The 25,814-nt window shown below is 73.0% G+C and carries 24 protein-coding genes and 1 pseudogene; 13 read left to right on the forward strand and 12 right to left on the reverse strand.

What is annotated here, in order from left to right:
* Positions 1-84: 84 nt before the first annotated feature.
* The 6 genes from RB608_RS14885 to RB608_RS14910 all read right to left on the reverse strand — a co-directional run bounded on the left by RB608_RS14885 (position 85) and on the right by RB608_RS14910 (position 6,362).
* Positions 85-960: a MaoC/PaaZ C-terminal domain-containing protein gene (locus RB608_RS14885; protein WP_308088770.1), complete on the reverse strand. Its 876-nt coding sequence runs from the start codon at positions 958-960 to the stop codon at positions 85-87.
* Positions 961-1,001: 41 nt separating this feature from the next.
* Positions 1,002-1,913, reverse strand: coding sequence for a hydroxymethylglutaryl-CoA lyase (locus RB608_RS14890; RefSeq protein WP_308088771.1), 912 nt, complete (start codon positions 1,911-1,913; stop codon positions 1,002-1,004).
* Positions 1,913-3,007: an acyl-CoA dehydrogenase family protein gene (locus tag RB608_RS14895; RefSeq protein ID WP_308088772.1), complete on the reverse strand. Its 1,095-nt coding sequence runs from the start codon at positions 3,005-3,007 to the stop codon at positions 1,913-1,915. Before RB608_RS14895 ends, RB608_RS14890 begins: the two co-directional genes overlap by 1 nt.
* Before the next feature lie 89 nt (positions 3,008-3,096).
* Entirely contained in the window at positions 3,097-3,702 is a 606-nt protein-coding gene (locus RB608_RS14900; RefSeq protein ID WP_308088773.1) for a TetR/AcrR family transcriptional regulator, read from the reverse strand.
* A gap of 90 nt (positions 3,703-3,792) precedes the next feature.
* On the reverse strand, positions 3,793-4,980 hold the full coding sequence (locus tag RB608_RS14905; RefSeq protein ID WP_308088774.1) for an acetyl-CoA acetyltransferase: 1,188 nt from the start codon (positions 4,978-4,980) through the stop codon (positions 3,793-3,795).
* Positions 4,980-6,362 carry a hypothetical protein gene (locus RB608_RS14910; RefSeq protein WP_308088775.1) on the reverse strand — a complete coding sequence of 461 codons (1,383 nt, stop codon included), beginning with the start codon at positions 6,360-6,362 and terminating at the stop codon, positions 4,980-4,982. Before RB608_RS14910 ends, RB608_RS14905 begins: the two co-directional genes overlap by 1 nt.
* Before the next feature lie 129 nt (positions 6,363-6,491).
* On the opposite strand from RB608_RS14910, the gene RB608_RS14915 reads away from it, so the two are divergent.
* The 3 genes from RB608_RS14915 to RB608_RS14925 are packed head-to-tail and all read left to right on the forward strand — an operon-like array spanning position 6,492 to position 9,170.
* Complete coding sequence (locus RB608_RS14915) at positions 6,492-7,676, forward strand: acyl-CoA dehydrogenase family protein (RefSeq protein ID WP_308088776.1); 1,185 nt, start codon at positions 6,492-6,494, stop codon at positions 7,674-7,676.
* Positions 7,673-8,680 carry a TIGR03617 family F420-dependent LLM class oxidoreductase gene (locus RB608_RS14920; protein ID WP_308088777.1) on the forward strand — a complete coding sequence of 336 codons (1,008 nt, stop codon included), beginning with the start codon at positions 7,673-7,675 and terminating at the stop codon, positions 8,678-8,680. The genes RB608_RS14915 and RB608_RS14920 overlap by 4 nt, the downstream gene beginning before the upstream one ends.
* A gap of 10 nt (positions 8,681-8,690) precedes the next feature.
* Entirely contained in the window at positions 8,691-9,170 is a 480-nt protein-coding gene (locus RB608_RS14925; RefSeq protein ID WP_308088778.1) for a nuclear transport factor 2 family protein, read from the forward strand.
* Between the two features lie 76 nt (positions 9,171-9,246).
* Here RB608_RS14925 and RB608_RS14930 read toward each other — a convergent pair whose 3' ends face one another.
* Positions 9,247-9,729, reverse strand: coding sequence for an Lrp/AsnC family transcriptional regulator (locus RB608_RS14930; RefSeq protein ID WP_308088779.1), 483 nt, complete (start codon positions 9,727-9,729; stop codon positions 9,247-9,249).
* A gap of 131 nt (positions 9,730-9,860) precedes the next feature.
* Here RB608_RS14930 and RB608_RS14935 point away from each other — a divergent pair, with 131 nt between their 5' ends.
* From RB608_RS14935 to RB608_RS14950, 4 genes are all read left to right on the forward strand, one after another.
* Positions 9,861-10,952 (forward strand): Glu/Leu/Phe/Val dehydrogenase dimerization domain-containing protein, encoded by a 1,092-nt coding sequence (locus RB608_RS14935; protein WP_308088780.1) that lies wholly within the window; start codon positions 9,861-9,863, stop codon positions 10,950-10,952.
* On the forward strand, positions 10,949-14,458 hold the full coding sequence (locus RB608_RS14940) for an indolepyruvate ferredoxin oxidoreductase family protein (protein ID WP_308088781.1): 3,510 nt from the start codon (positions 10,949-10,951) through the stop codon (positions 14,456-14,458). The genes RB608_RS14935 and RB608_RS14940 overlap by 4 nt, the downstream gene beginning before the upstream one ends.
* Before the next feature lie 134 nt (positions 14,459-14,592).
* Positions 14,593-15,174 (forward strand): hypothetical protein, encoded by a 582-nt coding sequence (locus tag RB608_RS14945; RefSeq protein WP_308088783.1) that lies wholly within the window; start codon positions 14,593-14,595, stop codon positions 15,172-15,174.
* Positions 15,175-15,329: 155 nt separating this feature from the next.
* A complete protein-coding gene (locus RB608_RS14950; RefSeq protein WP_308088784.1) occupies positions 15,330-16,574 on the forward strand; it encodes an FAD-dependent oxidoreductase in 1,245 nt (414 codons plus the stop codon).
* 28 nt (positions 16,575-16,602) lie between these two features.
* Here the strand turns inward: RB608_RS14950 and RB608_RS14955 are convergent, their stop codons facing one another.
* Genes RB608_RS14955 through RB608_RS14965 form a run of 3 tightly spaced genes read right to left on the reverse strand, consistent with a single transcriptional unit; the run spans position 16,603 to position 19,483 of the window.
* Positions 16,603-18,135 carry a helix-turn-helix domain-containing protein gene (locus tag RB608_RS14955; RefSeq protein WP_308088785.1) on the reverse strand — a complete coding sequence of 511 codons (1,533 nt, stop codon included), beginning with the start codon at positions 18,133-18,135 and terminating at the stop codon, positions 16,603-16,605.
* 45 nt (positions 18,136-18,180) lie between these two features.
* Positions 18,181-18,813 (reverse strand): vitamin K epoxide reductase family protein, encoded by a 633-nt coding sequence (locus tag RB608_RS14960; protein ID WP_308088786.1) that lies wholly within the window; start codon positions 18,811-18,813, stop codon positions 18,181-18,183.
* A 10-nt stretch (positions 18,814-18,823) separates the two neighbouring features.
* Positions 18,824-19,483, reverse strand: a complete 660-nt coding sequence (locus RB608_RS14965; RefSeq protein ID WP_308088787.1) for a thioredoxin domain-containing protein — start codon at positions 19,481-19,483, stop codon at positions 18,824-18,826.
* Between the two features lie 208 nt (positions 19,484-19,691).
* On the opposite strand from RB608_RS14965, the gene RB608_RS14970 reads away from it, so the two are divergent.
* The 5 genes from RB608_RS14970 (at position 19,692) to RB608_RS14990 (ending at position 23,367) form a co-directional block, all read left to right on the forward strand.
* Complete coding sequence (locus RB608_RS14970) at positions 19,692-20,048, forward strand: BlaI/MecI/CopY family transcriptional regulator (protein WP_308088788.1); 357 nt, start codon at positions 19,692-19,694, stop codon at positions 20,046-20,048.
* Positions 20,049-20,070: 22 nt separating this feature from the next.
* A complete protein-coding gene (locus tag RB608_RS14975) occupies positions 20,071-20,442 on the forward strand; it encodes a metalloregulator ArsR/SmtB family transcription factor (RefSeq protein WP_308088800.1) in 372 nt (123 codons plus the stop codon).
* Positions 20,442-21,335 carry a cation diffusion facilitator family transporter gene (locus RB608_RS14980; RefSeq protein ID WP_308088789.1) on the forward strand — a complete coding sequence of 298 codons (894 nt, stop codon included), beginning with the start codon at positions 20,442-20,444 and terminating at the stop codon, positions 21,333-21,335. The genes RB608_RS14975 and RB608_RS14980 overlap by 1 nt, the downstream gene beginning before the upstream one ends.
* Positions 21,336-21,354: 19 nt before the next feature.
* Positions 21,355-22,314, forward strand: coding sequence for a M56 family metallopeptidase (locus RB608_RS14985; RefSeq protein ID WP_308088790.1), 960 nt, complete (start codon positions 21,355-21,357; stop codon positions 22,312-22,314).
* Positions 22,315-22,635: 321 nt separating this feature from the next.
* Positions 22,636-23,367: a DUF3152 domain-containing protein gene (locus RB608_RS14990; protein WP_308088791.1), complete on the forward strand. Its 732-nt coding sequence runs from the start codon at positions 22,636-22,638 to the stop codon at positions 23,365-23,367.
* 9 nt (positions 23,368-23,376) lie between these two features.
* Here the strand turns inward: RB608_RS14990 and RB608_RS14995 are convergent, their stop codons facing one another.
* Complete coding sequence (locus RB608_RS14995; RefSeq protein ID WP_308088792.1) at positions 23,377-23,535, reverse strand: M15 family metallopeptidase; 159 nt, start codon at positions 23,533-23,535, stop codon at positions 23,377-23,379.
* 453 nt (positions 23,536-23,988) lie between these two features.
* Here RB608_RS14995 and RB608_RS15000 point away from each other — a divergent pair.
* Positions 23,989-25,239, forward strand: a pseudogene (locus tag RB608_RS15000) (IS30 family transposase).
* Positions 25,240-25,622: 383 nt separating this feature from the next.
* Here RB608_RS15000 and RB608_RS15005 read toward each other — a convergent pair.
* On the reverse strand, positions 25,623-25,814 hold a 192-nt coding region (locus RB608_RS15005), incomplete at its 5' end, for an SDR family oxidoreductase (RefSeq protein ID WP_308088793.1).

Here is a 25,814-nt window from a genome sequence, read left to right on the forward strand (position 1 = left end):
AAGCAAGTGCTTGATCATAAGCACAGTGATGCCGGTCACGCAATGGCCCGAGGTCGCAATTCCCGGCGGATTCGGGGGGCGGGGTCAGGCGCGGGCGTCCTGAGCCGCCTCCGGACGGTCCAGCTCGAACCTCCCGCGGTCGATGACGACGTCGCCGGCGGGCGTCAGCACCCGGAACACGCCCTCCTCGCCGTCGCGCCACACCACCAGGCGGAGCGCGTCGCCGGGGAGCACCGGTCGCGTGAAGCGGCCCGCCATGGCGCGCAATGCGCTCGCATCGCCACCGGCGAGCCGGTTGACGAGCAGCCGCGCCACGCAGCCGTAGGTGCACATGCCGTGGAGGATCGGCCGATCGAAGCCGCCCCGCGCCGCGAACACCGGATCGGCGTGCAGCGGATTACGGTCGCCGGTCAGGCGGTAGAGCAGAGCCTGGTCCGGCCGGCTCGCGAAGTCGATCTCCAGGTCAGGACTCCGCTCCGGGGCGCTCCACGCCGGGCTGGGGCCGCGCTCGCCGCCGAAGCCGCCGGCGCCGCCGAAGAACGCGCCCAGCCGGCTGCGCATCAGCCGCCGGCCGGTGGCCGCGTCGACCAGCTCCGACTCGGTCCACATGACCGCGTGCGGGTCCTTGTCCCAGATCTCGGTCACCGTCGTGACGACATGGGCCTCGCCGGCTGCCGGGATCGGCCCGTCCACGACGAACTCCTGCTCGGCGTGGACGGCCCGGGTCGGGTCGAAGTCACCGACGTCGGGCAGACCGTGGGCCAGGCCGAGGACCACCCCGAAGGTCGGGATCACCTGCTGCGCGACGCCCTCGCTGTTCTCGGTGGTGAGGGCGAGCTCGGCGAGCGGGTCGTCCTGGCCCGCGCCGACGGCGAGGGCGTAGAGCAGCGAGTCCTTGTCGGTCCAGGTCACCGGGTGCGGTCCGGTGACCAGGCCGACGCGGGTGGGGTCGAGGGGCATCAGTTCCTCCAGGAGGTGCGGGGTCGGTTGGCGGAGCCGGGTCAGACGGAGAGGCGGGTGCGCGGGCCCGCCTTGAGCAGGCGGGACGGCAGCTCGCGGCCGACCAGGCGCTGGGCGAGCTCGGCGACGTCGAGGAGGCGCTCCAGGTCGACCCCGGTCTCGACACCCAGCTCCTCGAGCAGGTAGACCGCCTCCTCGGTGGCGATATTGCCGCTCGCGCCGGGCGCGTACGGGCAGCCGCCGAGACCACCGACGCTCGCGTCGAACTGCCACACACCCATCTCCAGGCCCGCGACGAGGTTCGCCATGCCGGTGCCCCTCGTGTCGTGCAGGTGCAGGGTCAGGGGCGCGTCGGCGTCGAGCTCGCGGAACCGGCCGACCAGGCGGCGTACCCGCGGCGGCGAGCCCATCCCCGTGGTGTCGCCGAAGCAGATGCTGTCGGCGCCGTCGCGACGGGCCCGGGCGGCGTACGACGCCACGGTCTCCTCCGCGACCTCCCCCTCGTAGGGGCAGCCGAACGCCGTCGCGACGATCACCTGGCAACGCGCGCCGGCCGCGTGGGCCAGGTCGATGACCTCGGCGATCCCGTCGAGGGACTCCTCCGGCGTGCGGTTGATGTTGCGAAGGTTGTGGGTGGTGGAGGCCGAGACGACGACCTCGATGTCGCGGAAGCCCGCGTCGAGCGCGCGCCTGGCGCCCACCAGGTTGGGCACGAGCGCCGAGTAACGGACGTCGTCGCGGCGGCGCACCGCGGACCACACCTCGGCCGCGTCGGCCATCTGGGGGATCGCGCGCGGGTGAACGTAGGAGACGGTCTCGATCTCGCTGAGCCCGGTCGTCCCGAGCGCGTCGACGAGCTCGACCTTGCTGGCCGTGGGCACGGGCGGCTCGTTCTGCAGGCCGTCGCGGGGGCCGACCTCGCGCAGCACGACCCGGGAGGGGACGTCACTCATCAGAAGCCCCGCTCCGCGGCCACCAGCGCCCGGTGCGCGGTCGGCGTGCCGTAGAGGGCGCGTGCGGCGGTGACCCGGCGGAAGTGGTGGGAGATCTCGTGCTCCCAGGTGAAGCCGATGCCGCCGTGGACCTGGACGGCCTCGCGCAGCACGAGCATCGCGGCGTCGCCGGCCCGGACCTTGGCCGCGGACACCGCGAAGCGCCAGTCGTCGGCCTCTTCCGCCGCCGCGGCCACCGCGGCGAGCACCGCGCTGGTCGCGGTCTCGAGCTCGGCGTACATGTCGACGAGCTTGTGCTTGATGCTCTGGAAGGAGGCGACCGGCCGGCCGAACTGCTGCCGGTCGACCGCGTAGTCGCGGGCCAGGTCGAACGCCCGGTGCGCGGCGGCGAGGGCGTCGACCGCGGTGAGCAGGGCACCGACCAGCCAGGCGTCGCGCACCGCGGCGGCGACGTCCGGCCCTGCGGCCACCGTGGTGGCGCGGGCACCGTCGAGGTCGAGGAGCGCCAGTCCGCGCCCGGGGTCGACGGCCTCCATGGCGGTCACGGCGACACCCGGTGCGGTGGCGTCCACGAGCACCAGCTCGACGGCGCCGTCGGCGCCGACCGCCGTGACCAGGAAGGCGTCGGCGTGGGTGCCGCTGTCGACGAACGTCTTGCGCCCGCTGACGGAGAGCGTGGCACCGTCGCCGGCGAGCCGGGCGGCCGTGTCCAGGGCGAGCCCGGCGCCGTCCTCGTGCAGCGCGGGCACGACGACCCGCCCGTCCTCGGCGAGCGCCCGGCGCAGGCCCGTGGCATCCGAGGGGTCGACCCGGCGCAGGAGCGTCGCGCCGACGCCCGAGGCCGCGACCAGCGGCCCGGACCACCCGCAGCGCGAGGTCTCGGCGACCGCGGCGGCGAGCTCGGTGAGCGAGGCCCCCTGGCCGCCGTACTCGTCCTCGACGAGCAGGCCGGCGGCGCCGACCTCCTCGACCAGTCCGGTCCACAGCTCGGGGAGCCCCGGGCCGCCGAGCCGGCTCACCTCCACCGGTCCGCGCTGGTCCAGGAACCGCGCGAACACCGGCGACAGCTCGGCGCTGATGACCAGGCCTGCCATGATCTCTCCTCCCGCTCGTTGTAGAGCAAGCGCTTGCTATTCTCCGCTGACGAGAGAACGCCGCCGAGCGGCGCTCTCCCGTCAGGCTGTCAGGCCGTGCGGATCCCGTCGAGCAGGATCGCGGTCTGCACCTCGATGACCCGGTCGATGCCGACCCGGCCGCGGGGGTTGAACCAGCGGATCACCGCCTGGATCGCACCCATGATCGTGCGGTAGATCATCCGGGCGTCGATGTCGTCGCGGATCTCCCCGGCGTCGATGCCACGCTGGATCGTCTCCAGCCAGACCTTCTCGATCTGGTGCTGCCGCTCGACGATGCCCTTCATCGGACCGACGTAGTGCCAGTCGTTCTGCAGGATCGTGACGTGCTGCCGGTTCTCGACCAGGCCGCGCAGCGCGCACGCGACCAGCTGCTCGAGCGCGACGACGGGGCCGTCCGCCTCGGAGACCGCCACGTCGTACCCCCGGACCATCGAGTCGAGGTACTCGACGAGCACCTCCTCGACCATCGCCTCCTTGGAGTCGAAGTAGTAGTAGAGGCTCCCCGAGAGCATGTCGGCGTCGTCGGCGATGTCACGCACGGTGGCGGCGGAGAAGCCCTTCTCCGAGAACACCTTCGCCGCGGCACGCATGATCAGCTCCTTGCGCGCCGTGCCCGTGGGGGAGCCGGTCGAGCGGCGACGGGTAGTACTCACGTTGCGCTGCCTTTCTGCAACCGGTCCACGTGCTCGGACACCTTAACGGACCGGGTCGTGGTCGGACCGGAGATGCACGGACGGCCCATCTCAGGGTCGTCGGTCGGAGACGATGGTGACCGCGCTGACCAGGTCTCCCGGGCTGCCGCCCTGGTTCTGGACCAGCCCGAACCGCGGATCCGCGACCTGACGCTCGCCGGCCTCACCGCGGAACTGCAGCCACATCTCGAAGATCATCCGCAGCCCGCTCGCGCCGATCGGGTGCCCGAAGCTCTTCAGGCCGCCGTCGATGTTGACCGGCAGCGCGCCGTCACGGTCGTAGCGGCCGTCGAGAACGTCGCGCCAGGCCTTGCCGCGCTCGGAGAAGCCGAGCTCCTCCATGAGGACCAGCTCGGTCGGCGTGAAGCAGTCGTGCACCTCCGCGAGCGAGATCTCGGTGGCGGGATCGGTGATGCCCGCCTGGGCGTACGCCGTGCGCGCCGACGCCGCCGCCTCGGCGAGGTCGGAGTAGTCGTAGTCGCTGTCGTTGCGGCCGGTGCCCGAACCGGCGTCGAGCGCCAGCGCGTGCACGTAGAGCGGCTTGTCGGTGTACTTCAGCGCGTCCTCGGCCCGCACGATGACCGCCGCGGCGGCACCGTCGGCGACGCCGGAGCAGTCGAACACACTGAGCCGGCCGGCGAGGGTGGGTGCCGCGGCGATCGTCTCCTTGGGCACCTCCTTGCGGAACTGCGCGCGCGGGTTCCGGGCCCCGTTGCCGTGGTTCTTCCAGGCGATGTGGGTCATCGCCTCCTTGATCTGCTCCTCCGACACGCCGTAGCGGCGCGCGTAGGCGGGCACGATCATCGAGTACATCGCGGGCGCACTGAGGACCGGCGGCGTGCCGTCGTTGGGCACGCTCGGCATCTCGAGGCCGGAATAGCCCGCGTCCTTGAGCTTCTCTCCGCCGACCGCCATCACGACGTCGTAGGCGCCCGAGGAGACGGCGTAGCAGGCGTTGCGGAAGGCCTCGGAGCCCGTCGCGCACATGTTCTCGACCCGGGTGACCGGCTTGTGGGAGATGTTGAGCGGGCGGGTGAGGGTCAGGCCCGAGACGCCCGAGATCATCGAGCCGAGCCAGAACGCGTCCACGTCGTCGACCCCGAGGCCGCCCGCCGCGCCGAGCGCGCCGTGGGTCGCCTCCACCAGCAGGTCGTCGACGTTGCGGTCCCAGAGCTCACCGAAGTTGGTGCAGGCCATGCCGACCACGGCGACCGGTGTCGCCAGGGCGTGAGATCCCATCAGTCCTCCTCCTCGAGGTGCGGCCGCACCTTCCACACGTAGTTCCGGACGCCGTTGGCGGCCACACTCGCCAGCCGGAAGGTCGGGCTCACCCGGTCGCCGATCGCGAGCTCGCGGCCGACGGCGTCGGTCATCTCGCACTCGAAGCGGCCGCTGCCCTCGAAGTCGACCGCGACCACGCGGGCCGGGAGCTGGACGGACTCGGAGAGCCAGTCGTCGGTGAACGTCGCGATCCGGCCGGGCACGTCGACCATCGAGACCGGCTCGAAGCCCTCGGAGGCCGAGCAGCGCAGGCAGACCTGGCGCGGCGGCAGGTTGCGGTAGCCGCACGAGCCGCACTGCGCGGCGACGAAGCCGAACTTCCAGGAGGCGGTACGCCGGGCGGCGGGCGGGACCGGCGGCTTGACGTCGGGGCGCCGGGCCGGCTCGCGGGGCAGCAGGCCCCGCCAGTTGAGGAAGTCGCCGTAGGAAACCGGCTGCCCGGGAGGCGTGTCGGCGAGCCCGCTGCGTCCGCTCGTCGCATGCCGCTCGGTCACCCGGAACACGAAGGCGTCGGCGCCGTCGGTGGCCGACACCGCCAGGACCAGATCGCCGGGCGAGGCGGCATCGAGCGCGAGCGCCAAGCCGACGGCGAGGTCGGCGGCGCCGGCGTACCCGAGGGCTGCCGCGTCGGTGGCGGCCAGCTGCGCGGCCTCGAAGCCGCGGCGGGCACTCGCGCGGGCGCGGGCGTGGGGGGTGCTGAGGACGACGTGGTCGATCTGCTCGCGCTTGAGCTCGCAGCGGCCGAGGACGTCGTCGACGACGCGCTCGACGAGCGGGACGTACTCCTCGACCCCGAAGCGCTCCTCCCAGGTCCGGGTGCGGACCTCGCCGGGGATCCGCCACCGGTCGAGGAACTCGCTGGTCAGGGACGCGGTGCCGACCAGCTCGGCGATCGGGTCGGGGCCGACCACGAGGGCGGCGGCGGCGTCGGCGCCCTCGGCCTCGTCCGCGGAGCCGGGCAGGCCGTAGCGGACGTCGCTCGCGACGACCACGGACGCACCGGCGGAGAGGCCGGCACGCAGCGCGCCGGCGCCGCCGCGCAGGGCGCCGGACAGGTCGTAGGCCGCGACCTCCGCCGCCAGGCCCGCGGCCGCCGCGACGGTGGCCGCGTTCGACTTCTCCAGGTAGGCGGGGCGGGTCGTGGCGAACCACAGGCTGTCGACACCGCCACCGCTGCGCAGCGCGGCGCGGGCCGCCGCCACACCCATGGTGGTGGCGTCCTCGTCGTACGAGGCCACGGGACGCACGCCCTTGCCGCGTCCGCCGATGACACGGGCCACGTCGGCGCGGTCCAGGCGCGGCACCGGCAGGTAGACCGCATATGACTCGATGCCGACCACGGCACCTCCTTCTGCCCCGTCTCCGGAGACACTTTCAATCAAGCACTTGCTTTGATATCTTAGGCGCGCCGCCCCACCGACGCAACCGTGCGTCGAGCCAGGAGCCCCGATCGGAGGACGATGTCGACCGTGAGTGAGCAGGATTTCCGGCAGCGCGTCACCGAGGTGATCGGCGCCTTCGCCCCACGGCGGGCCGACGCCGGGAACACCTGGGGAGAGGGCGACGACCGGGTCTCGGTCGTGGCCGAGCGTTCCGAGGGTGAGGCCGAGGAGATCGCGGAGCTGCGGCGCTACCGCGCCCACCTCGACGCGCACGCGCTCGCGTGGGTCGAGGGGCCGGCGGCGTACGGCGGCGCCGGGCTGTCCACCCGGCACGCGGATCTCCTGCGCGAGGTCGAGACGGAGCACGAGCTCCCCGACGACGCCTACCTCCGGTTCAGCGCCTCGACGCTGTGTCCCACCCTGCTCGAGCACGGCACCGAGGAGCAGCGCACCGGCCTGCTCCGCCGGCTGCGGACCGCCGAGGTCATCGCCTGCCAGCTCTACAGCGAGCCCGGCGCCGGGTCCGACCTCGCCGGCCTCTCCACCCGGGCCGAGCGCGACGGCGACGGCTGGCGCCTGAACGGGCAGAAGGTGTGGAGCTCGGGCGCCCACTACAGCGACCTCGGCCTCTGCATCGCCCGCACCGACCCCGACCGGCCCAAGCACGCCGGCCTGACCACTTTCCTCGTCGACCTCCGGGCCCCGGGCGTCGAGATCCGGCCGATCCGCCAGCTGACCGGCGGGGCGTCGTTCGACGAGGTGTTCCTCACCGACGTCCACGTCCCCGACACGGCGCGGGTCGGCGAGGTCGACGGCGGCTGGAGCGTCGTGGTGACCTCGCTCCTCAACGAGCGCTCCGCCATCGGCCGGGAGGTCGGGGTCGACGACGCCCTGGTCGACCGGCTCGTCGACCTCGCCCGCCACGTGCAGGATCCCGTCGACGACCGCACCCGCGACCAGCTCGCCGACGTCGTCGTACGGGCCTGGGCCGCGCAGCTCACCACCGCCCGCTACCTCGACGGCGGCGGGACGCCCGGCCCCGAGCTGGCCATGACCAAGCTCCTCACGACGGACCTGCTGCGCCAGATGAGCGACGTCGCCGCCGACGTCCTCGGCGCCGGGCACGTCGCCGACACCGGGGCGTGGGGCACCTACGCCTGGTCCGAGCTCACCCTCGGGCTGCCCGGCCTCCGCGTCGGCGGAGGCACCGACGAGATCCTCAAGAACGCCGTCGGCGAACGGGTCCTCCACCTACCGAAGGACGCACGATGAAGATCGACATGGGCATGATCGGCTCCTCCGCCGCCGGCTGCGGACCGATCGCGGCGGACGCCGAGACGCAGGGCTTCGACGGCGTCTGGGCGAGCGAGAGCGTCACCGACGCCTTCCTCCAGTCCCAGGCCGCGCTGCTCACCACCGAGCGGCTGTCCGTCGGTACGGCGATCGCGGTCGCCTTCGCCCGCAACCCGATGTCGGTCGCCTATCTCTCCTGGGACCTCGCCGCCATGTCCGGCGGGCGCTTCGTGCTCGGTCTCGGCAGCCAGATCCAGGCCCACATCGAGCGCCGCTTCTCCATGGAGTGGAGCCCGCCGGTCGACCGGATGCGCGACTTCCTCCTGGCCCTCGACGCCATCTTCACCTCGTGGCGCGACGGCACCCGCCTCGACTACCGGGGCGAGCACTACCAGCACACGCTGATGACGCCGGTGTTCACGCCGCACCACCACACCCATCGGATCCCGACGATGATCGCCGCGGTCGGCGCCAAGATGACCGAGCTCGGCGGCGAGCTGTGCGACGGCCTGCTCCTGCACGGCATGACCACCACGGCGTACCTCGACCAGGTGACGCTGCCGGCCGTCGAGCGCGGCCTCGCCGCCTCCGGTCGCGACCGCGGCGCGCTCGAGCTCTACGTGCCGCTGTTCCTCGTCATGGGCGACACCGACGCCGAGCTGGAGGACATGGCCCGCCGCACGCGCGAGCAGATCGCGTTCTACGCCTCCACCCCGGCGTACGCGAAGGTGCTCGCGAGCGTCGGCTACGAGAACCTCCAGCCCGAGCTGCAGGGCCTGTCCCGCGAGGGCAAGTGGACCGAGATGGGCGACCTGATCGACGACCGGCTCCTGCACGAGATCGCCCTCGTCGGCAAGCCCGAGGAGATGCCCGCGCTGTGCAAGGAGCGCTTCGGCGGCCGGGTCGACCGGGTCTCGTCGTACTTCGGCTGGCCCACCGACGACCCCGACCGGCTGCGCGAGATCCTCGCCGCCTTCGCCTGAGGAGACCCCTATGCCCCGACTCACGCCCGGCGACCTCGTCGCCCGCGCCGAGATCAGCGACACCCTGCACGCCTACAGCAGGGGCGTGGACCGCTGCGACATCGACCTGCTCGCCGACCTGTTCTGCGAGGACGCCACCTTCGACTACGGCCACGGCAACGTCACGGCCGGGCGCGAGAGGCTGCGCGGCCTGTTCGAGGCCGCAACCGGCCGCTACACCGCGACCAGCCACCACGTCTCGACCGTGAGCTTCCTCGAGGTCGCCGACGGCACCGCGCGGACCATCGCCTACGTCTACGCCTTCCATGACAACGCCGAGCAGGACCTCCACCTGCATGTCTGGGGCTGCTACGACGACGAGCTCGTCGACGAGGGCGACCGCTGGCGGATCAAGTCCCGCAAGGTCCGGATCGCCGGCACCAAGTCGACCGGGTCGGAGCAGATCCCCGAGCGGTTCGAGCGGTACGCGCGGGGCAGCAGGCCCTTGTAACTAAGTGTTACGTCACGGTTTTGGGTGGTTGGATCGTTCAAAAGCGTACGTAACACTTAGTTACAAGCTACGCACGTCAGCCGAAGCGGGTCCACTGCTCCAGGACGACGAGGGTCTTGGTGCTGGCCACGGCACCGCCGGAGCGCAGCGAGCTGACCACCCGGCGCAGGTCCTCGACGCCCTCGACCCGGATCCGGACCAGCGCGTCGGGATCCCCGGCCAGGGTGAGCACCTCCTCGACCTCGGGGATCTGGGCGACGAACTGCATGATCTGGGCCAGATCGAGGTCATCGGCGAAGTGCAGCTCGGTCATCGCCTCGATGCCGGTGGCGATCCGGCCGTGGTTGATCTGCACGGTGTAGCGCTCGATCACCCCCGCCTTCTCCAACCGCGCGATCCGCCGCTGGACCGGGGCGACCGTGAGGCCGACGGCGGTCGCGATCTCGCGCAACGGCCGGCGCGCGTTCTCCCGCAGCAGGTCGAGGATCGCACGGTCGGTGGCATCCAGGGCGGCGGGACGATCGGCTCGCTCGCCCGGGCGCTGGGTCGGCTCGGTCACGCAACAGAATCTACTCCCGACAGCCCGCTTGTTGCGCCTCCCGAGGCGATTCCGTCATGCTGATTGCGAATCGACGCCAAACCCGGCGACAGGAGTTGTGACCGGGCCCACCATGCCCCAGGCTCGTGCGCATGACCCTCACCGCCGCCCCCGCCGATCTGGTCTTCGAACGCTCCGACGAACTCGGGACCGCCGGGCACGAGCAGGTCGTCTTCTGCCGGGATGCGGCGAGCGGGCTGCGCGCGATAATCGCGATCCACGACACCCGGTTGGGCCCGGCGCTCGGCGGCACCCGCTTCTACCCGTACGCGTCCGAGGCCGAGGCACTCACCGACGTGCTGCGGCTCTCGCAGGGCATGACCCACAAGGCCGCGGCGGCCGGCATCGCCCTGGGCGGCGGCAAGGCTGTCATCATCGGCGATCCCGCGACCGTCAAGACGCCCGCGCTGCTGGCGGCGTACGGCCGGTTCGTCGACACCCTCTCGGGGCGCTACATCACCGCCGGCGACGTGGGCACGAGCGCCCAGGACCTCGACATCGTCGCGACCGCGACCCGGCACGTCGTCGGGAGCACCGGTGGCTCGGGCGACAGCGGCTACTCCACGGCGTACGGCGTCTTCAGCGCGATGCGCGCAGCCGCCGAGCACCGGTGGGGCCCGGACGGCCTCCGCGGCCGGCGGGTCGGCGTCGAGGGCGTCGGCAAGGTCGGTGCGCAGCTGGTCGGCCTGCTGCTGGAGGAGGGCGCCGAGGTCACCGTGTCCGACGCGTCGGGCGACGCCCTGGCCCAGGTGCTCGAACGGCACCCCCGGATCACCATCCGGCATGCCGTGCTCGACGCGCCGGTCGACGTCTACGCCCCGTGCGCACTCGGCGCCACCCTGACGACCGGCTCGGCGGACGCGATCCGCGCGAGCATCGTGTGCGGCGCCGCCAACAACCAGCTCCTCGACTCCTCCGTCGCGCCGCTGCTGCGCCGCCGCGACATCACCTGGGTGCCCGACTACGTCGCCAACGCGGGCGGCCTGATCCAGGTCGGCGGCGAGATCGGGGAGCGCACCACCGACGATGTCCGCGGTGACATCGCCCGGATCGCCGACACCGTGCGCGACATCCTGCGGCGTTCCGACGAGGGTGGCCTGCTGCCGGGCGAGGTGGCCGCCGAGATCGTCGCGGAGCGACTCGCCGCCGCCCCGTCCCGACCGAGCGAGGGAGTCCGCGCATGACCGAGCTTCTCGACCGTCCCGCCAGCGAGCCGGCGGCGCCGTACGACCTCGACGACCGCTTCCGGGTCGATGCTCCGCCGACGCTGCTCACCGGCGTCCAGGCGATCGCGCGGCTCCTCGTGGAGCATCGCGCCCTCGACCGCCGCCGTGGCCTGCGCACCGCGTCGTTCGTGTCCGGCTACCAGGGCAGCCCTCTCGGCGGCCTGGACCGGATGCTCGCCGACATGCGGGACGTGCTCGACGAGAACGACATCCGCTTCGTCCCCGGCCTCAACGAAGAGCTCGCCGCGACGGCCGTGTGGGGCAGCCAGATCGAGCTCCCGCTCGGCACCCACACCCATGACGGCGTGACCGGCTTCTGGTACGGCAAGGGGCCCGGTGTCGACCGGGCGACCGACGCCCTGCGCCACGCCAACATGTACGGCGTCAACCGGCGCGGTGGCGCCGTCCTGCTGGTCGGCGACGACCCCGCGTCGAAGTCCTCGACCGTGCCCGCGGTGAGCGAGCGGTCCCTGGCCGCCCTCGGCATCCCCGTGCTGTTCCCGCGCAACGCCACCGAGGTCGTCACCCTCGGGCTGCACGCGATCGACCTGTCGCGCACCTCCGGGTGCGTCGTCGCCCTGAAGATCGTGGCCGACGTGGCCGACGGAGCCTGGGTGGTCGACGGCGCCGACATCGCCGTCTCTCCCGTGGCCCCGGAGATCGACTGGAACGGCCACCCCTACGTCTACACGCAGAGCCCGATCGTGCTGCGCCCGCCGATGATCGTCGGCGCGGAGGCCGAGCTGGTGGGGCCGCGCACGGCGCTGGTCCACGACTACTCCGCCCGCAACGGCCTCAATGTCATCGAGGTGGACGCGCCAGCGGCGCGGCTCGGCCTGGTCGCGTCGGGCAGCTGCTTCGACTCCCTGCGCCAGGCGCTCGCCGACCTCGGCGTCACCGACGACGCCCTGGTGGCGGCCGGCGTCCGGCTGATGCGGATGGGGATGATGAGCCCGGTCGAGCCGGCGGCCGTCCGCCGGCTCGCCGACGGGCTCGACGAGATCCTCGTCGTGGAGGACAAGACGTCCTTCATGGAGATGCAGATCCGCGACCTCCTCTACGGCACCGACCAGGCGCCGCGGATCCTCGGCAAGAAGGACGCCTCGGGCCGGCTGCTGATCCCCGCCGACGGCGAGCTCACCGCGGGCCGCCTGCTCGCGCCGCTGCGCCACGCCCTGGAGGGCTGGCTGACCGTGGCGCCGCCGCAGCGGCCGCGCACCTCGCTGCCGCTGCTGCCGGTCAACCGGTCGGCGTACTTCTGCTCCGGGTGCCCGCACAACCGCTCCACCGTGCTGCCCGAGGGCTCGATGGGTGGCGGCGGCATCGGCTGCCACGCCATGGTGACCATCTCCGACCGGCCCGAGGACACCGTCACCGGAGTCACCCAGATGGGAGGCGAGGGCGCCCAGTGGATCGGCCAGGCCTGGTTCACCGATGCCGGCCACATCTTCCAGAACGTCGGTGACGGCACCTTCTTCCACTCCGCGCAGCTGGCCGTCCAGGCCTGCATCGCCGCGGGCGTCAACATCACCTACAAGGTGCTCTACAACGACGTCGTCGCGATGACCGGCGCACAGGACGCCGAGGGGGCGCTGTCCGTCCCGCAGCTGACGCGCAAGCTGCACACCGAGGGCGTCGCGAAGATCGTCGTGTGCGCCGAGGACCCCAGCCGCCATCGTCGGCGGGACCTCGCTCCCGGCACCCTGCTCTGGGACCGCGACCGTCTCGACGAGGCCCAGCGGATGCTGCGCGAGGTGCCCGGCGTGACCGTGCTGATCTACGACCAGCACTGCGCCGCCGACGCGCGCCGCCAGCGTAAGCGCGGCGGCCTCCCCGCCCGCACGCAGCGCGTGGTGATCAACGAGGCGGTCTGCGAGGGCTGCGGCGACTGCGGCGTCAAGAGCAACTGCCTCTCGGTGCAGCCGGTCGACACGGAGTACGGCCGCAAGACCCGGATCGAGCAGACCTCCTGCAACACCGACTACAGCTGCCTGGACGGCGACTGCCCGTCGTTCGTGACCGTCGAGACGGCGCCGCGCAAACGCGGACGCACGAAGGCGAAGGCGGCCAAGCCTGCCCGCAAGGGATTCCCGGTCCCGCCGGCCGTGACACCCAGCTCCGCGGAGGACCGGGTCACCGGCACCCAGAACGTCTTCATGACCGGCATCGGCGGCACCGGCATCGTGACCGTCAACCAGGTGCTCGCGACCGCGGCGCTCCGGGCGGGCTATGCCGTCGAGTCGCTCGACCAGACCGGCCTGAGCCAGAAGGCGGGGCCGGTGACCGGGCACCTGCGGTTCGCCGACGGCGACCTCGAGCCGGCCAACCGGCTCACGCCGGAGTCCGCCGACTGCTTCCTCGGCTTCGACCTGCTGACCCTCGCCGAGGACCGCAACCTCTCCTACGGCAGCGCGACCGCGACCCGGGCCGTCGTCTCGTCCAGCCGCACCGCGACCGGCGCGATGGTCCACGACCCGGCGGTCCGGCACCCCGACGAGGCCGGCCTGCTGGACCGGGTCCGCACCGCCAGTGCGGAGCTCTTCGACTTCGACGCGCTCGAGGCCGCGGACCGGATCTTCGGCAACACCGTCGCCGCGAACTTCCTGCTCGTCGGAGCGGCCTACCAGACCGGCGCGCTCCGCCTGCCCGCGGCCGCGATCGAGGAGGCCATCGAGATCAACGGCACCGCGGTGGCCGCCAACATCGCCGCGTTCCACTGGGGCCGCGCGGCCGTCACCGACCCCGCGGCCTTCCGCATGGCCGGGAAGGTCGCCGCCGCACCCGCTCCGGTCCGCGAGGTCGCGGTCCCGGCGTCCGTCGCGGCCTCCGGCCTGCAGGGCGAGGTGCTGCGCCTGGTCGCCCGGCGCGCCACCGACCTCGTCGGCTACCAGGACGAGCGGCTGGCGGACTCCTACGTCGCGCTCGTCGCGCAGGTCGCGACGGCCGAGCGCGCCGTCACCACCGAGACCAGGTTCAGCGAGGCCGTCGCCCGCCACCTGTTCAAGCTGACGGCGTACAAGGACGAGTACGAGGTCGCCCGCCTCCTCACCGACCCGGAGTTCCTCGCCTCGACCGGCGCCGCCTTCCCGGACGGCACCGTCGCCTTCAAGCTGCACCCGCCCGTGCTGCGGGCGATGGGGCGCACCAAGAAGATCTCCTTCGGGCCGAGGTCGCACGGCACGCTGCGGGCCCTGGCCCGGATGAAGTCGCTGCGGGGCACCCGCGCCGACGTCTTCGGCTACGCCCACCTGCGCCGGGTGGAACGGGACCTGCGCGACCACTACCGCACGATGGTCACCGACCTCGCCAGCAGCCTCGACCCGGCGTCGTACGACCGCGCGGTCCGGCTCGCCGAGCTGCCCGACCTGGTCCGCGGCTACGAGACGGTCAAGCTGCGCAACGTCGAGCAGTACGCCGCGGCGCTGCGCGAGCTGGGCGTCACGCCGCCGGCGACCATCGCCTGAGCCTGCCGACACAGGCCGAGCCCCGGCGGGACAGGAACAGCGTCCCTGCCCCGCCGGGACTTTGGACCATGGCGACCGCCCCGCGCGGGAACGATGCTGGATGCATCAACCATCCAGCCAGCCAGGAGAGTCCGATGTCCGCCACCGTGACCGCCCGCCACGCCGTCCTCGTCGAACAGGACGTCGTCACCCACTCCGCCGCCCGCCACGCACTCGCCGCACTGCGCATCGGCTTCGGCCTCACCTTCCTGTGGGCCTTCGTCGACAAGCTGCTGGCGCTCGGCTACGCCACCGGCGCCGCCACCGACACCGGCGCCGTCGACCGCTTCGGGCCGGCCGCCTGGATCCACGGGGGCAGCCCGACCTTCGGGTTCCTCAACTTCGGCGTCTCGCCCGACAACCCGTTCCACGGGGCGTTCACGTCGATTGCGGGTGCCGCCTGGGCGGACTGGCTGTTCATGCTCGGCCTGCTCGGCATCGGCCTCGCCCTGACCCTCGGCGCCGGCATCCGCCTCGCCGCGATCTCCGGCGCGGCGCTCTACCTGCTGATGTGGGTCGCCTCCTGGCCGCTCGCGAACAACCCGGTCCTCGACGAGCACGTCCTCGGCGCCGTGACTTTGGTGGTCCTGGCCGTCACCCTCGCCGGTGACACCTGGGGCCTGGGCCGGATCTGGGCCCGCACCGAGATGGTGCGCCGGCTCCCGATCCTCCGCTGACCCGCCGCACGACCACCACACGACCGCCTCAGGCCGTCCCGCCCACCCGGGTAGGACGGCCTGAGGCGTCGCTGTGCTCCGGGCCCACCGAGAGCGCCGCCGGCTGTGGGAACTCGACAGGGCCACCACCGCCCGCCCCCGGCAGGCTGTCCGGCATGAGCAGCTCAGGGAATCGGACGCCGCGCCGGGTCGCGGTCGTGGGTGCGGGCATGGTCGGTCTGGCGACGGCCTGGCACCTGCAGGAGCAGGGCGTCGAGGTGACGGTGCTCGACCGCGACGGTGTCGCCGCCGGGTCGAGCTGGGGCAACGCCGGCTGGCTCACCCCGAGCATCGCCGTACCCCTGCCGGAGCCGGCGGTGCTGAAGTTCGGCGTCCGCGCGGTCCTCAGCCCCTCGTCGCCGGTCTACGTGCCGCCCACCGCCGACCTACGGCTGCTGCGCTTCCTGGCGCGGTTCACCCGCAACTGCACCCCCGCCCGCTGGCAGCGCGCGATGCGGGCCCTGATCCCGCTCAACAACCAGGCTCTCGCCGCGTTCGCGGAGCTGGAGGCCGGGGGCGTCGCGGCCAGCACGCGACCGGCCGAGCCGTTCCTGGCGGCGTACCGCACCGCGGCCGAGCGGGAGCTGCTGCTGGAGGAGATCCGGCACATCCGCGACTGCGGCCAGCAGGTCGACTTCGAGGTGCTCGACGGCGCCACGGCTCGACGTGAGGAGCCGCTGCTCTCCGGCGAGATCGACGCCGCCGTCCGGTTCACCGGCGAGCGGTTCATCGACCCCGCGGCGTACGTGCACGCCATCGCCGACGCGGTCCGCAGCCGCGGTGGCGAGATCCGTGGTGGGTACGACGTCACGACGCTCGCCCCCAGCGCGAGCGAGGTGCGGGTGGGTGAGCGCGCGTACGACGCCGTCGTGGTCGCGACCGGCGCCCGGCTCGGACGGCTGGCCCGCCCCTTCGGTGTGCGCAGCATCGTCCAGGCCGGCCGGGGCTACAGCTTCACGGTCGAGGTCGACCAGCTGCCCCGCGGACCGGTCTACCTGCCGGCCCAGCGCCTGGCCTGCACACCGCTCGACGGTCGGCTGCGCATCGCCGGCATGATGGAGTTCCGCGACGTCGACGCGCCGCTGGACCCCCGCCGGATCCAGGCCCTGGTGCGGGCCGCCGACGGACTCCTGGTCGGTGCGCGCCTCGACGAGCGCAAGGACGAGTGGGTCGGCGCGCGACCCTGCACGGCCGACGGGCTGCCGCTGATCGGTGCGACCCGCGACCCGCGGGTGTTCGTCGCGGGCGGCCACGGCATGTGGGGCATCACGCTCGGACCGGTCACCGGCAAGCTCCTCGCCGAGCAGATCGTCACCGGACGCACGCCCGACGCTCTGCGGGCGGTCGACCCGCTGCGCTGAGCCTGAGCGCTCGGCCTCGTGCCGTGGCTCAGTCGGCGGCGACGTCGGGACGGAGCGCCTCGAGGCGCAGCGCGAGCCGGGTCGTCGGGTCCTCGAGGTCGACCGGCACGGTCCGGACCAGCCGGGCCAGGCGGTTGCGGACGGTGTTGGGGTGCACGCCGAGGGCGCGCGCCGCGCGCTGCGGCTCGCCCCAGTGGTCGATCACGGCGCACAGCGTCGCGACCAGCTCGCTGTCGTGCTCGCGGTCCTGCGCGGCGAGTGCCGCGATCGGGGAGACCGGCGCGGCGGCGCCGACGCCCCGCACGGCACGGGCGAGCACCAGCGCGGGCCAGGCCTCGTCGACCGTCGCCACCGGCTGCCCGTCCGCGCGGGGCAGCCCGGCCACCTCGACCGCCTGCGCCGCGGAGACGGCGAGCCGGTCGAGCACGTCGGCCGGGGCGCCCGCGGCCGCCGCCAACGTGCGGTCGGTGCGGGCCTCCGCCTCCACGAGGCCGCGCAGCCACGCCCAGCTGCCCGGTCCCGTGCCCGCTCCGTCCCGCACCACGGCGTAGACGAGCCCGTCCAGGTCGCACAGGAGCGGGGCCCGCCACCCGTGCCGCTGGGCGAGCGCCGTCCACACGGTGACCCGCTCCTCCGGCTCCAGATCGCTGCGCGGACCGGCCAGCACGACGGCCCGCCAGGGACCGTCGGTCCCGCCCGGCAGGCCGGCGGTCTCGCCCCGCAGGACCGCGCGCACCTGCTCGCTCTCGAGCCGGCGGTGCAGGTCGCCGCGGGTCCGGAGGCGGAGGAAGTGGAGGGCGAGCACCTCCGCGGCGGTCCGGGCGCGCGCCACGACCTCGGGGGCGGGCTCGGCCGGGACGACGGCCCACACCGAGCCCAGCCACTCGCCCCCGGCGCGGACCGGGATCACCAGCCGCGGCTTCACCTCCGCCCCACCGGCAGGGACGAACACCGGGTCGTCGGACTGCGCGATCCGCCGGAACACCCCCAGCGACCGGAAGTGCTCGCGTACCTCCCGCGGGACCTGGCGGCCGATGATCGTGGAGGTCCGGGCGTCGTCGATGCCGTGCTGACCGCTCGAGTACGCCAGCACCCGAGACCGGGCGTCCTCGATCGTGACCGGCGCGTCGAGGAGGGCGCCGAGCACGTCGGCCAGCGCGAACAGGTCGGTGTAGACACTGCCGGGCGACCAGCCGTCGGCCTCGTTGCGGGCCGTCTGGACGACGTCGCGCAGCATCGTGACCGCGGCCGACAGCGCCGTGTCGTCGGCGAGCGCCAGGAGCGTCAGCCCGCGCTCGCGGCAGGCCGCGACCACGGCCGGGTCGGCCGCCAGCGCCTGGCGCGCCACCAGGCCGGCGCAGGAGCCGACCGTGTCGACGACGAGCAGCAGGTCCGCCTCGTCCCGCACGCCGACGGCCACCGCCAGGTCACCGTGGAGCACGGCCTCCCGCGCCCCGGCCTCGACCAGCTCCAGACCGCCGACCTGCCGCGGCTCGCCCACCACGAGCGTGGTGAGGAAGCTCGGTGTCAGCGCGGCACCGATCTGCTCGGCGGTCATCATGAGGCGAGTGTGCCCGATCGCCCTCCGCCGGGGACGCCGGGAGGGTCAGAGCAACGTGCGCCAGTAGTACCAGAACCGCTCGGCGATCAGCCCCAGCACCACCAGCACCGCCACGGTCAGCGCGAGCAGGTGCCACTCGCGCAGCGTGCGGGTGACCCGCGCTCCGGCCACCCGGGCGCCGAACAGGCCCGCGCGGGCGTTGCGCAGCGTGACGTACCAGAACACGGGCAGCACCACGGCCCAGACCACCATGCAGTAGGGGCACAGGGCGCTGATGCGGTAGAGGCTCTGGAAGATCAGCCAGCACACGAACCCCAGGCCCAGCGTGACGCCGGCCTGCAGTCCGGCCCAGTACCACCGGGCCAGCCGCGCGCCCGCCAGCAGCGCCGCGCCGGTCGCGGTCAGGACAGGGAAGGCGGCGATGCCGAGCAGCGGGTTGGGGAAGCCGAGCACCTCGGCCTGCGCGGTGGTCATGATCGAGCCGCAGTCAAGGACCGGGTTGAGACTGCACGACGGCGTGTACGACGCGTCGCCCAGCAGGGCGATCTTCTCCACCACCAGCACGAACGCGGCGGTGAGACCCAGCAGGCCGCCGGCGAGCAGCAGGACCGCGAGGGCCCGGTCGCCCGCGGTCTCGGCGCGCGCCGCGCCCACGCGGCCGGAGACGTCGGCGCTCATCGGCGTCCGGTCACTCCGCCAGCGCGTCGACGAGGGCCTGCTCGAAGTCCGCCGCCGACGTCGGCCGGAGCAGCTCGCCGTCGAGGAAGAAGGTCGGCGTGCCCCGGACGCCCAGCGAGACCCCGTCGGTCACGTCCCGCTGCACGCGCGCGGCCACGTCGTCGGAGGCGTAGTCGGCGTCGTACCGCGCCAGGTCGAGGCCGAGCTCCGCGGCGAAGCCACGGAAGAGGTCGTCGAGTGGGACCTGCTGCTCGCCCCACTCGGCCTGGGTGTCGTACATCTTCTGGTACATCTCGAGGAACCGGTCCTGCCGCGCCGCCGACTCGACCGCGCGAGCGGCCCGCTCCCCGTTGAAGTGGCCGGGGAGCGGGAAGTAGCGCGCGACGAACGTGACCCGGTCGCCGTACTCCTCCCGGAGCTCCTCGACGAGCGGGTACGCCGCGCCGCAGGCCTCGCACTCGAAGTCGAGGAACTCCACGAGGACGATGTCGCTGCTCCCCCGCTCCCCCAGGAGCCGGCTGTCGTCGCGGACCAGCCGGCTGTCGGTCGCGCCGCCCGCCGCGTCGGAGCCGGGCTCGGCGTCGTCACGGCCGGTGAGCAGCAGGAGTCCGCCCACGACCAGGACGAACACGGCGGCGAGGATCAGGGACACCTTCACCTGGGGCTTCACGGGACCATCCTTCGATCGATATCTACTATTCTAGATAGTAGATGGGGTCCGGTGAGCTCCCTCGGATCGGCCGTCCATCACGAGGCCGGTGAGGCTCATGAGTACCGTGCTGTTCCTGTCCGTGGCGCGGGGCCCGGTTCCGCGCGTCTACTATCGACCATAGGACACGTGGCGCGCACGGTACGCCCTGCGAGGAGGGTCAGGCGGCATGAAGGGTCTCGGAGAGCTCGAGGCGCAGGTGATGGACGTCTTGTGGTCCGCCACCGAGGCGCTCACCGTGCGCCAGGTGCTGGACACCCTGCCCCAGGAGCGGCACCGCGCCTACACGACGGTGATGACGGTCCTCGACAATCTGCACCGCAAGGACTTCGCGCAGCGCGAGCGCGTCGGCCGCGCCTGGGCCTACCGCCCCACCCGGAGCCGGGCGGCCCATGCCGCGGCGCTGATGACCGACGCCCTCGGGACCGGCGACGACCGCACCGCCGCGCTCCTGCACTTCGTCGAGCACCTGCCGCCCGACGAGGCCGCGCAACTGCGGGCCCTGCTGGACCGCGAGCGCGACTGAGCGCTATCATCGCCATGTGACGATGAAATCCGGGATGGGCGCCTCCCTCGAGGACGTGGCGGTCGACGAGCAGGCCGCGGCGGTCGCGGCCGCCGCTCTGTTCCGCGCGATGGGCGACCCGTCCCGGGTGGCGATCCTGCGCCACCTGCTGCTGGGCGAGCACAACGTCGCCGAGCTGACCTCGCACCTGGGCCTGGCCCAGTCGACGGTCTCCAAGCACCTCGCCTGCCTGCGCGACTGCGGACTGGTCGCCTCCCGGCCGGTCGGGCGCGCGTCGGTCTTCACGCTCACCCAGCCCGACGCGGTGGTGCGGGTGTTCGCCGCCGCCGAGTCCCTGCTCGCGGCGACGGGCGACGCGGTCGTCCTGTGCCCCGGCTCGAGGATGGCCGGCTGATGGGCGCCGGACACGGCCACGGACACGCGGGCGGACGCCACCGCTGGCGCCTGGCGGTCGCCTTCGGACTGGTCGGCTCGTTCTTCGGCGTCGAGCTCGCCGTCGGACTCTGGTCGGGATCCCTGGCCCTGCTCTCGGACGCCGGCCACATGGCCGCCGACGTCGTCGCTCTGGGTGCCGCGCTGGCCGCGACCCGCATCGCCACGATGCCCGACCGCACCGGGCGCAAGACGTTCGGCTCCTACCGCGCCGAGGTGTTCGCCTCCGGCCTGACGGTCCTGCTGATGCTCGGTGCCGGCACCTACGTCGCCGTCGAGGGCATCAAGCGCATCGGCGAGAGCGTCGAGCTCGAGTCGGGCGCCGTGATGCTGGTCGGCGCCATCGGCCTGCTCATCAACGTCATCGCACTCGGCCTGCTGCGGGGCGGCGCCGGCGAGAGCATCAACGTCAAGGGCGCCTATCTCGAGGTCGTCGCCGACACGGTGGGCTCGGTGGGCGTGATCGCCGCCGGCATCATGATCGCCCTCACCGACAACGCCTGGTGGGACACCGGCATCGCGCTGGCCATCGCCGCGTTCGTCGTGGTCCGGGCCGTCATGCTCGGCCGCGAGGTCCTCAACGTGCTCGGCCAGCACGCCCCCGCCGGGATCGATCCCGCGGAGGTCGAGGCGTCGCTCGTCGCCGTCGACGGCGTGGCCGAGGTCCACGACCTGCACCTGTGGGCGCTCACCTCCGGCATGAACGTCGCCACCGCCCACCTGGTCGCCGCCCCCGGCGCCTCCCGCGAGGTCCTGGTGGCCGCGCAGGCCACCCTGCGGGAGAGGTACGGCGTCGACCACGCCACGCTCCAGGTCGAGTCGGACGCCACGGCCTGCAGCGAGCTGTCGTGGTGACGTCGGGCGGGGTCGTCCGGTGATCGCCGCGCTGGCGCTGGTCGGCTTCGCGTTCGCGGTCCGCACCACGGCGCTGCGGATGCTGCCCGACGCGGCCTGGGCGCGGCGCGCGCCCCGCCTGGGCGTCCTCACCTGGCAGGCCGTGACCGTGGCCGTGCCGGTGTCCGTCGTGCTCGCCGGCCTGGCCCTCGCCGTGCCCCTCCTGCCGGCGGTCACCGGCGACACCACCGGCATCCTCGGCGCCTGCGCCTTCCTGCTGCGCGAGCACTACGAGACCCCGGGCGGGATCGCCGCCGGGGTTGCCGGCCTCGCCGGCGCCCTCGCCCTCAGCGGCCGGTTGGCGGTCAGCCTGGCCGGGGAGCTGCGCGTCGTACGCCGGCTGCGGGCCCGCCAGCGCGACGGGCTCGCCCTGGTGAGCCGGACCGATCTCGTCCCCGGCGCCTGGGTGATCGAGGACCACCGCGCCGCGATCTTCTGCATCCCCGGCCATCCCGCCCAGGTGGTCGTGACCACCGCCGCGCTGTCGGTGCTCACGCCGGAGCAACGGGTGCTCGCCCTCGCCCACGAGCAGGCGCATCTGTCGGGGCGGCACCACCTGGCCCTGACCTTCGCGGCCGCGGCGCGCCGCGCGCTGCCCCGCAGCCGGCTCCTCGCGGCGGCCGCGACCGAGATCGCGACCCTGGTCGAGATGCACGCCGACGACCGCGCCGTCGGCTGCGGCGAGCGCTCCGACCTGGCGGCGGCACTGGTCAAGCTGGCCGGCGGCCCGAGGCCCGAGGGCGTGCTGGCGGCCAACGGGGGGCCGGCCGTCCAGCGCGTGCAGCGCCTGCTGGCGACCGGACCCGCCCTTCCCCTGCGCCAACGCTGGTCGATCCAGCTGGGTGTCGCAGCGCTGTCCGTCGCCCCGCTCCTGATCGCCGCTGCGCCGGCGATCGAGGCCATCCTCCGCGACTACTGCTCGACCGCCCTCCACACCTGAGGTCGGCGCCCGGGCCGCCTCAGACGCCGGCGTAGGAGTGCGGCCGGTGATCCACAGCCCGGGGACCGCCCGGACATCTCCCTGGGACCGACCGGCGCGGTCCACCGCCCGTCTCGCCATCACTATCCTTCGTAGTACGTTGACCGGATTGACCTGACGGAGAGCGGAGCGGTAGGTGCGAGAGGCGGACCGGCCGGAGCTGAGCGCCGGGGAGAGTGCCGCATGACGGGTCGACACCGGGCGGGCCGGCCCAGCCGTGCCGGCCGGAGGCGGGCAGGGCACCGTCGGCGACGCCCCGGCCACCGCCGGTGGGGCGCCGGCGTGGCGCTCGGCGCCCTCACCGCGGCCGCGGTGGGCGTCGGCGCGGGCATCCTCTCCCCCGACGGCACGGACCCGGCGGCCAGACCGACCCGGCCGCCCCAGGGTGAGCCGGTCGCTCCGGCAGCCGCCCCGGCGACGCCCCTCGCCGCCGCTCCGTCGGCTCCGTCCGACCCGAGTCCGCCGGCACCACGGGCGGTGCCGGTCGCCGTCGACATCCCCGAGCGTGGCCCGGGGACCTTCCGGATCGCGAGCGGGCGCTCCGAGGTCAGCGGGGAGGGCAGCCTGCTGACGTACACGGTCGAGGTGGAGCGCGGCCTGCCCCTCCGGGTGCGTGAGATCGCCGCGACCGTGGACGCCACCCTGGCCGACCCACGCGGCTGGACGACCGCCGAGGACCGGTCGGTGCAGCGGGTCGGCCGGGACGGCGACCTGCGCATCCTCATCGCGACCCCGGAGACCACGGACGGGCTGTGCGCGCCCCTGGACACCGGCGGCCGGCTCTCCTGTCGCAACGGCGAGCGCGTCGTCCTGAACGCCTGGCGGTGGGTCCACGGCGCCGACGCCTACGACGGCATCGCCCAGTACCGGCGCTATCTCGTCAACCACGAGGTCGGCCACGCCCTCGGCAACGGTCATGTCGACTGCGCCGAGCCGGGCGCGCTGGCCCCGGTGATGTTGCAGCAGACCAAGGGCCTGCAGGGCTGCCGGCGCAACCCCTGGCCGGCCCCCTGACCCGGGACGCTAGGAACCGACGTACTCCCAATGCCAGGGCTCCGGGCGCGAGCCGCCGGCCCGGGCCCAGGACGGGTTGACCCAGCCCGTCGCGGGCGCGTTGACCGTCATCCAGCGGTACTCGTCCGTCCCGAACGACGCCACCCCGCCGCACAAGGCGCGAGCCACCTGGCAGCTCGCACAGGCTCTCCTCGGCTCGGTCCCGTTGCCACCTATCGTCGCCTGCGGCGCCGTCCGGCACCCCTCGAGCCAGGCCGGCTCGCGACGTACCGTCCCGGAGGTCGCGCGCGGCGCGCTCCGGCTCAGCACGTCACCGAGACCGCGCGACTCGGGAGGCGGTCCCGCTCGGCCCCCGTCACCGGCAGCGCGGGAAATGCTAGAAGGGCCCGAACCTGTCACCAGGTCAGGGCCCCTCACGATCTGCGCGCCTGTAGGGATCCGAACCCCAAACCTTCTGATCCGTCTATCCGGGTTGAGACGCGGATGAAGTCGGGTCTGGGGTCGCCGCGATGCGCAACGCGGTCGCGCTCCGCAGCCCGGTCGCCACGACCGTCCCCCCGACCGGGCGGCCAGGGCGAAATCAATCGGTCGTCGCAACACCCCCGTCCTGGAAGATGTTGAGTGGTCCGTCGTCAGCAGGCAGCGGATCGGGCGATCCGGCCGAACCTCCGGTCGCCGGGGCATCCGAGGTTCCAGCGTCACGTCGAGGCAGCATTCTGGGCCGGATCGCCAAGGGACTGTTGCCGATCGAAGCCGCCGCTGTGGTCGGTGTGGCGCAAGCCGTCGGCCAGCGGTGGTTCCGCAACGCTGGCGGCACGCCGCCGTTCGACCTGGAGTTCAAGCCAACGGGCCGCTACCTGTCCTTCGCTGAGCGCGAGGAGATCGCGCTCCTCAAGGCGCAGCACAAGGGCGTGCGCGAGATCGCTCGCGCCATCGGCCGTGACCCCGGCACAGTGTCGCGCGAGCTGCGCCGCAATGCCGCCGCTCGTGGCGGGAAGCTCGAGTACCGAGCTTCGGTCGCCCAGTGGAAGGCCGACATGGCGGCCAAGCGTCCCAAGGCCGCGAAGCTGGTCACCAACCCGCGGCTGCACGCCTACGTTGAGGAGCGGCTGGGGGGACAGATCAAGACCCCGGACGGCAAGGTCATCCGCGGTCCGGAGCCGCCACGATTCATCGGCATCAACAAGCCGCACCGCAAGCATCGCGGGTGGTCGACGGCGTGGAGCCCGGAACAGATCAGCAACCGGCTCAAGATCGCCTTCCCTGATGATGAGTCCATGCGCGTCAGCCACGAGGCGATCTACCAGTCGCTTACACTGAGGGCCGTGGCACGCTGAAGCGCGAGCTGGTCTGGTGCCTGCGCACCGGCCGCGTGTTGCGGGCACCGAGGGAACGATCGCGCCGCAAGACCTGGGCCCACGTCACGACCGAGACGCTGATCGGCGAACGCCCAGCAGAAGCCGAAGACCATGCCGTTCCCGGCCATTGGGAAGGCGACCTGGTGATCGGACTAGAGCGCTCAGCGATCGGCACCGTCGTCGACCGCACCACCAGGTTCACCATGCTGGTCCACCTTCCACGCGTGGCGGCTACCGGCGCAAGGAGACACCCAGGAACGGCCCCGCACTGGCCGGCTACGGCGCGATCACGATGAAGAACGCACTGACGAACACGATGTCGACGCTGCCGGCCCAGCTGCCGAGGTCGGTGGCCTGGGACCGCGGCAAGGAGATGCCCGCCCATGTGTCGACAACGTCGCGCACGCGCTGAACACCAGACCGCGCAAGGCCCCTTGGCTGGAAGACCCCGGCCGAGGCCTTCAACGAGCATCTACTGTTGCTCCAACAAGCTGGTGTTGCATCGACTGGGTGAACCTGTTCAGTTCCGCGCGAAGTCCGTGCGAAGAAGGTGCTGCGACTGCTGAAGAACAACGGCCTCAAGGGGTCGATGGGCCGTGCCCGCGGTGCCGGCGACAACGCCAGCATGGAGAGCCCCTTCTCCCTGGCTGTAGAAGAAACGTGCTCGACACCTAACGCTGGGATACCCGCGAGGCCCTACGCCTCGCGATCGGCACCTGGATCGAACCCAAGTACCACCGCCAGCAGACCCCGGGCCGACTGCCCCAGTCGAGTCTGAGCTGATCCACACGGCCGGATCACCGCCGACCGTGAGTGTCAACCAAACCGGGGCAGACCCGTGCAGCAGTCCCTTCATCTTTCCGTGTCGGTATCGCCCTGACCCAGCCGACAGATATCTCAAGCGCCCAATGCCAGGCCGCCGTCGACGTAGAGCGTCTGGCCGGTGATGTACGACGCCTCGTCACTGGACAGGAAGGTCACCGCGGCGGCGATGTCGGCGGGGAACCCGACCCGCTTGACCGGGTTGGCCTCGGCACTCAGGCGGCGGAACTCCTCGACGTCCATCTTCAGCCGGGCCGCGGTGGCATC

It is taken from the genome of Nocardioides sp. LHD-245 (genome assembly GCF_030929495.1).
In the GTDB taxonomy this organism is placed as follows: domain Bacteria; phylum Actinomycetota; class Actinomycetes; order Propionibacteriales; family Nocardioidaceae; genus Nocardioides.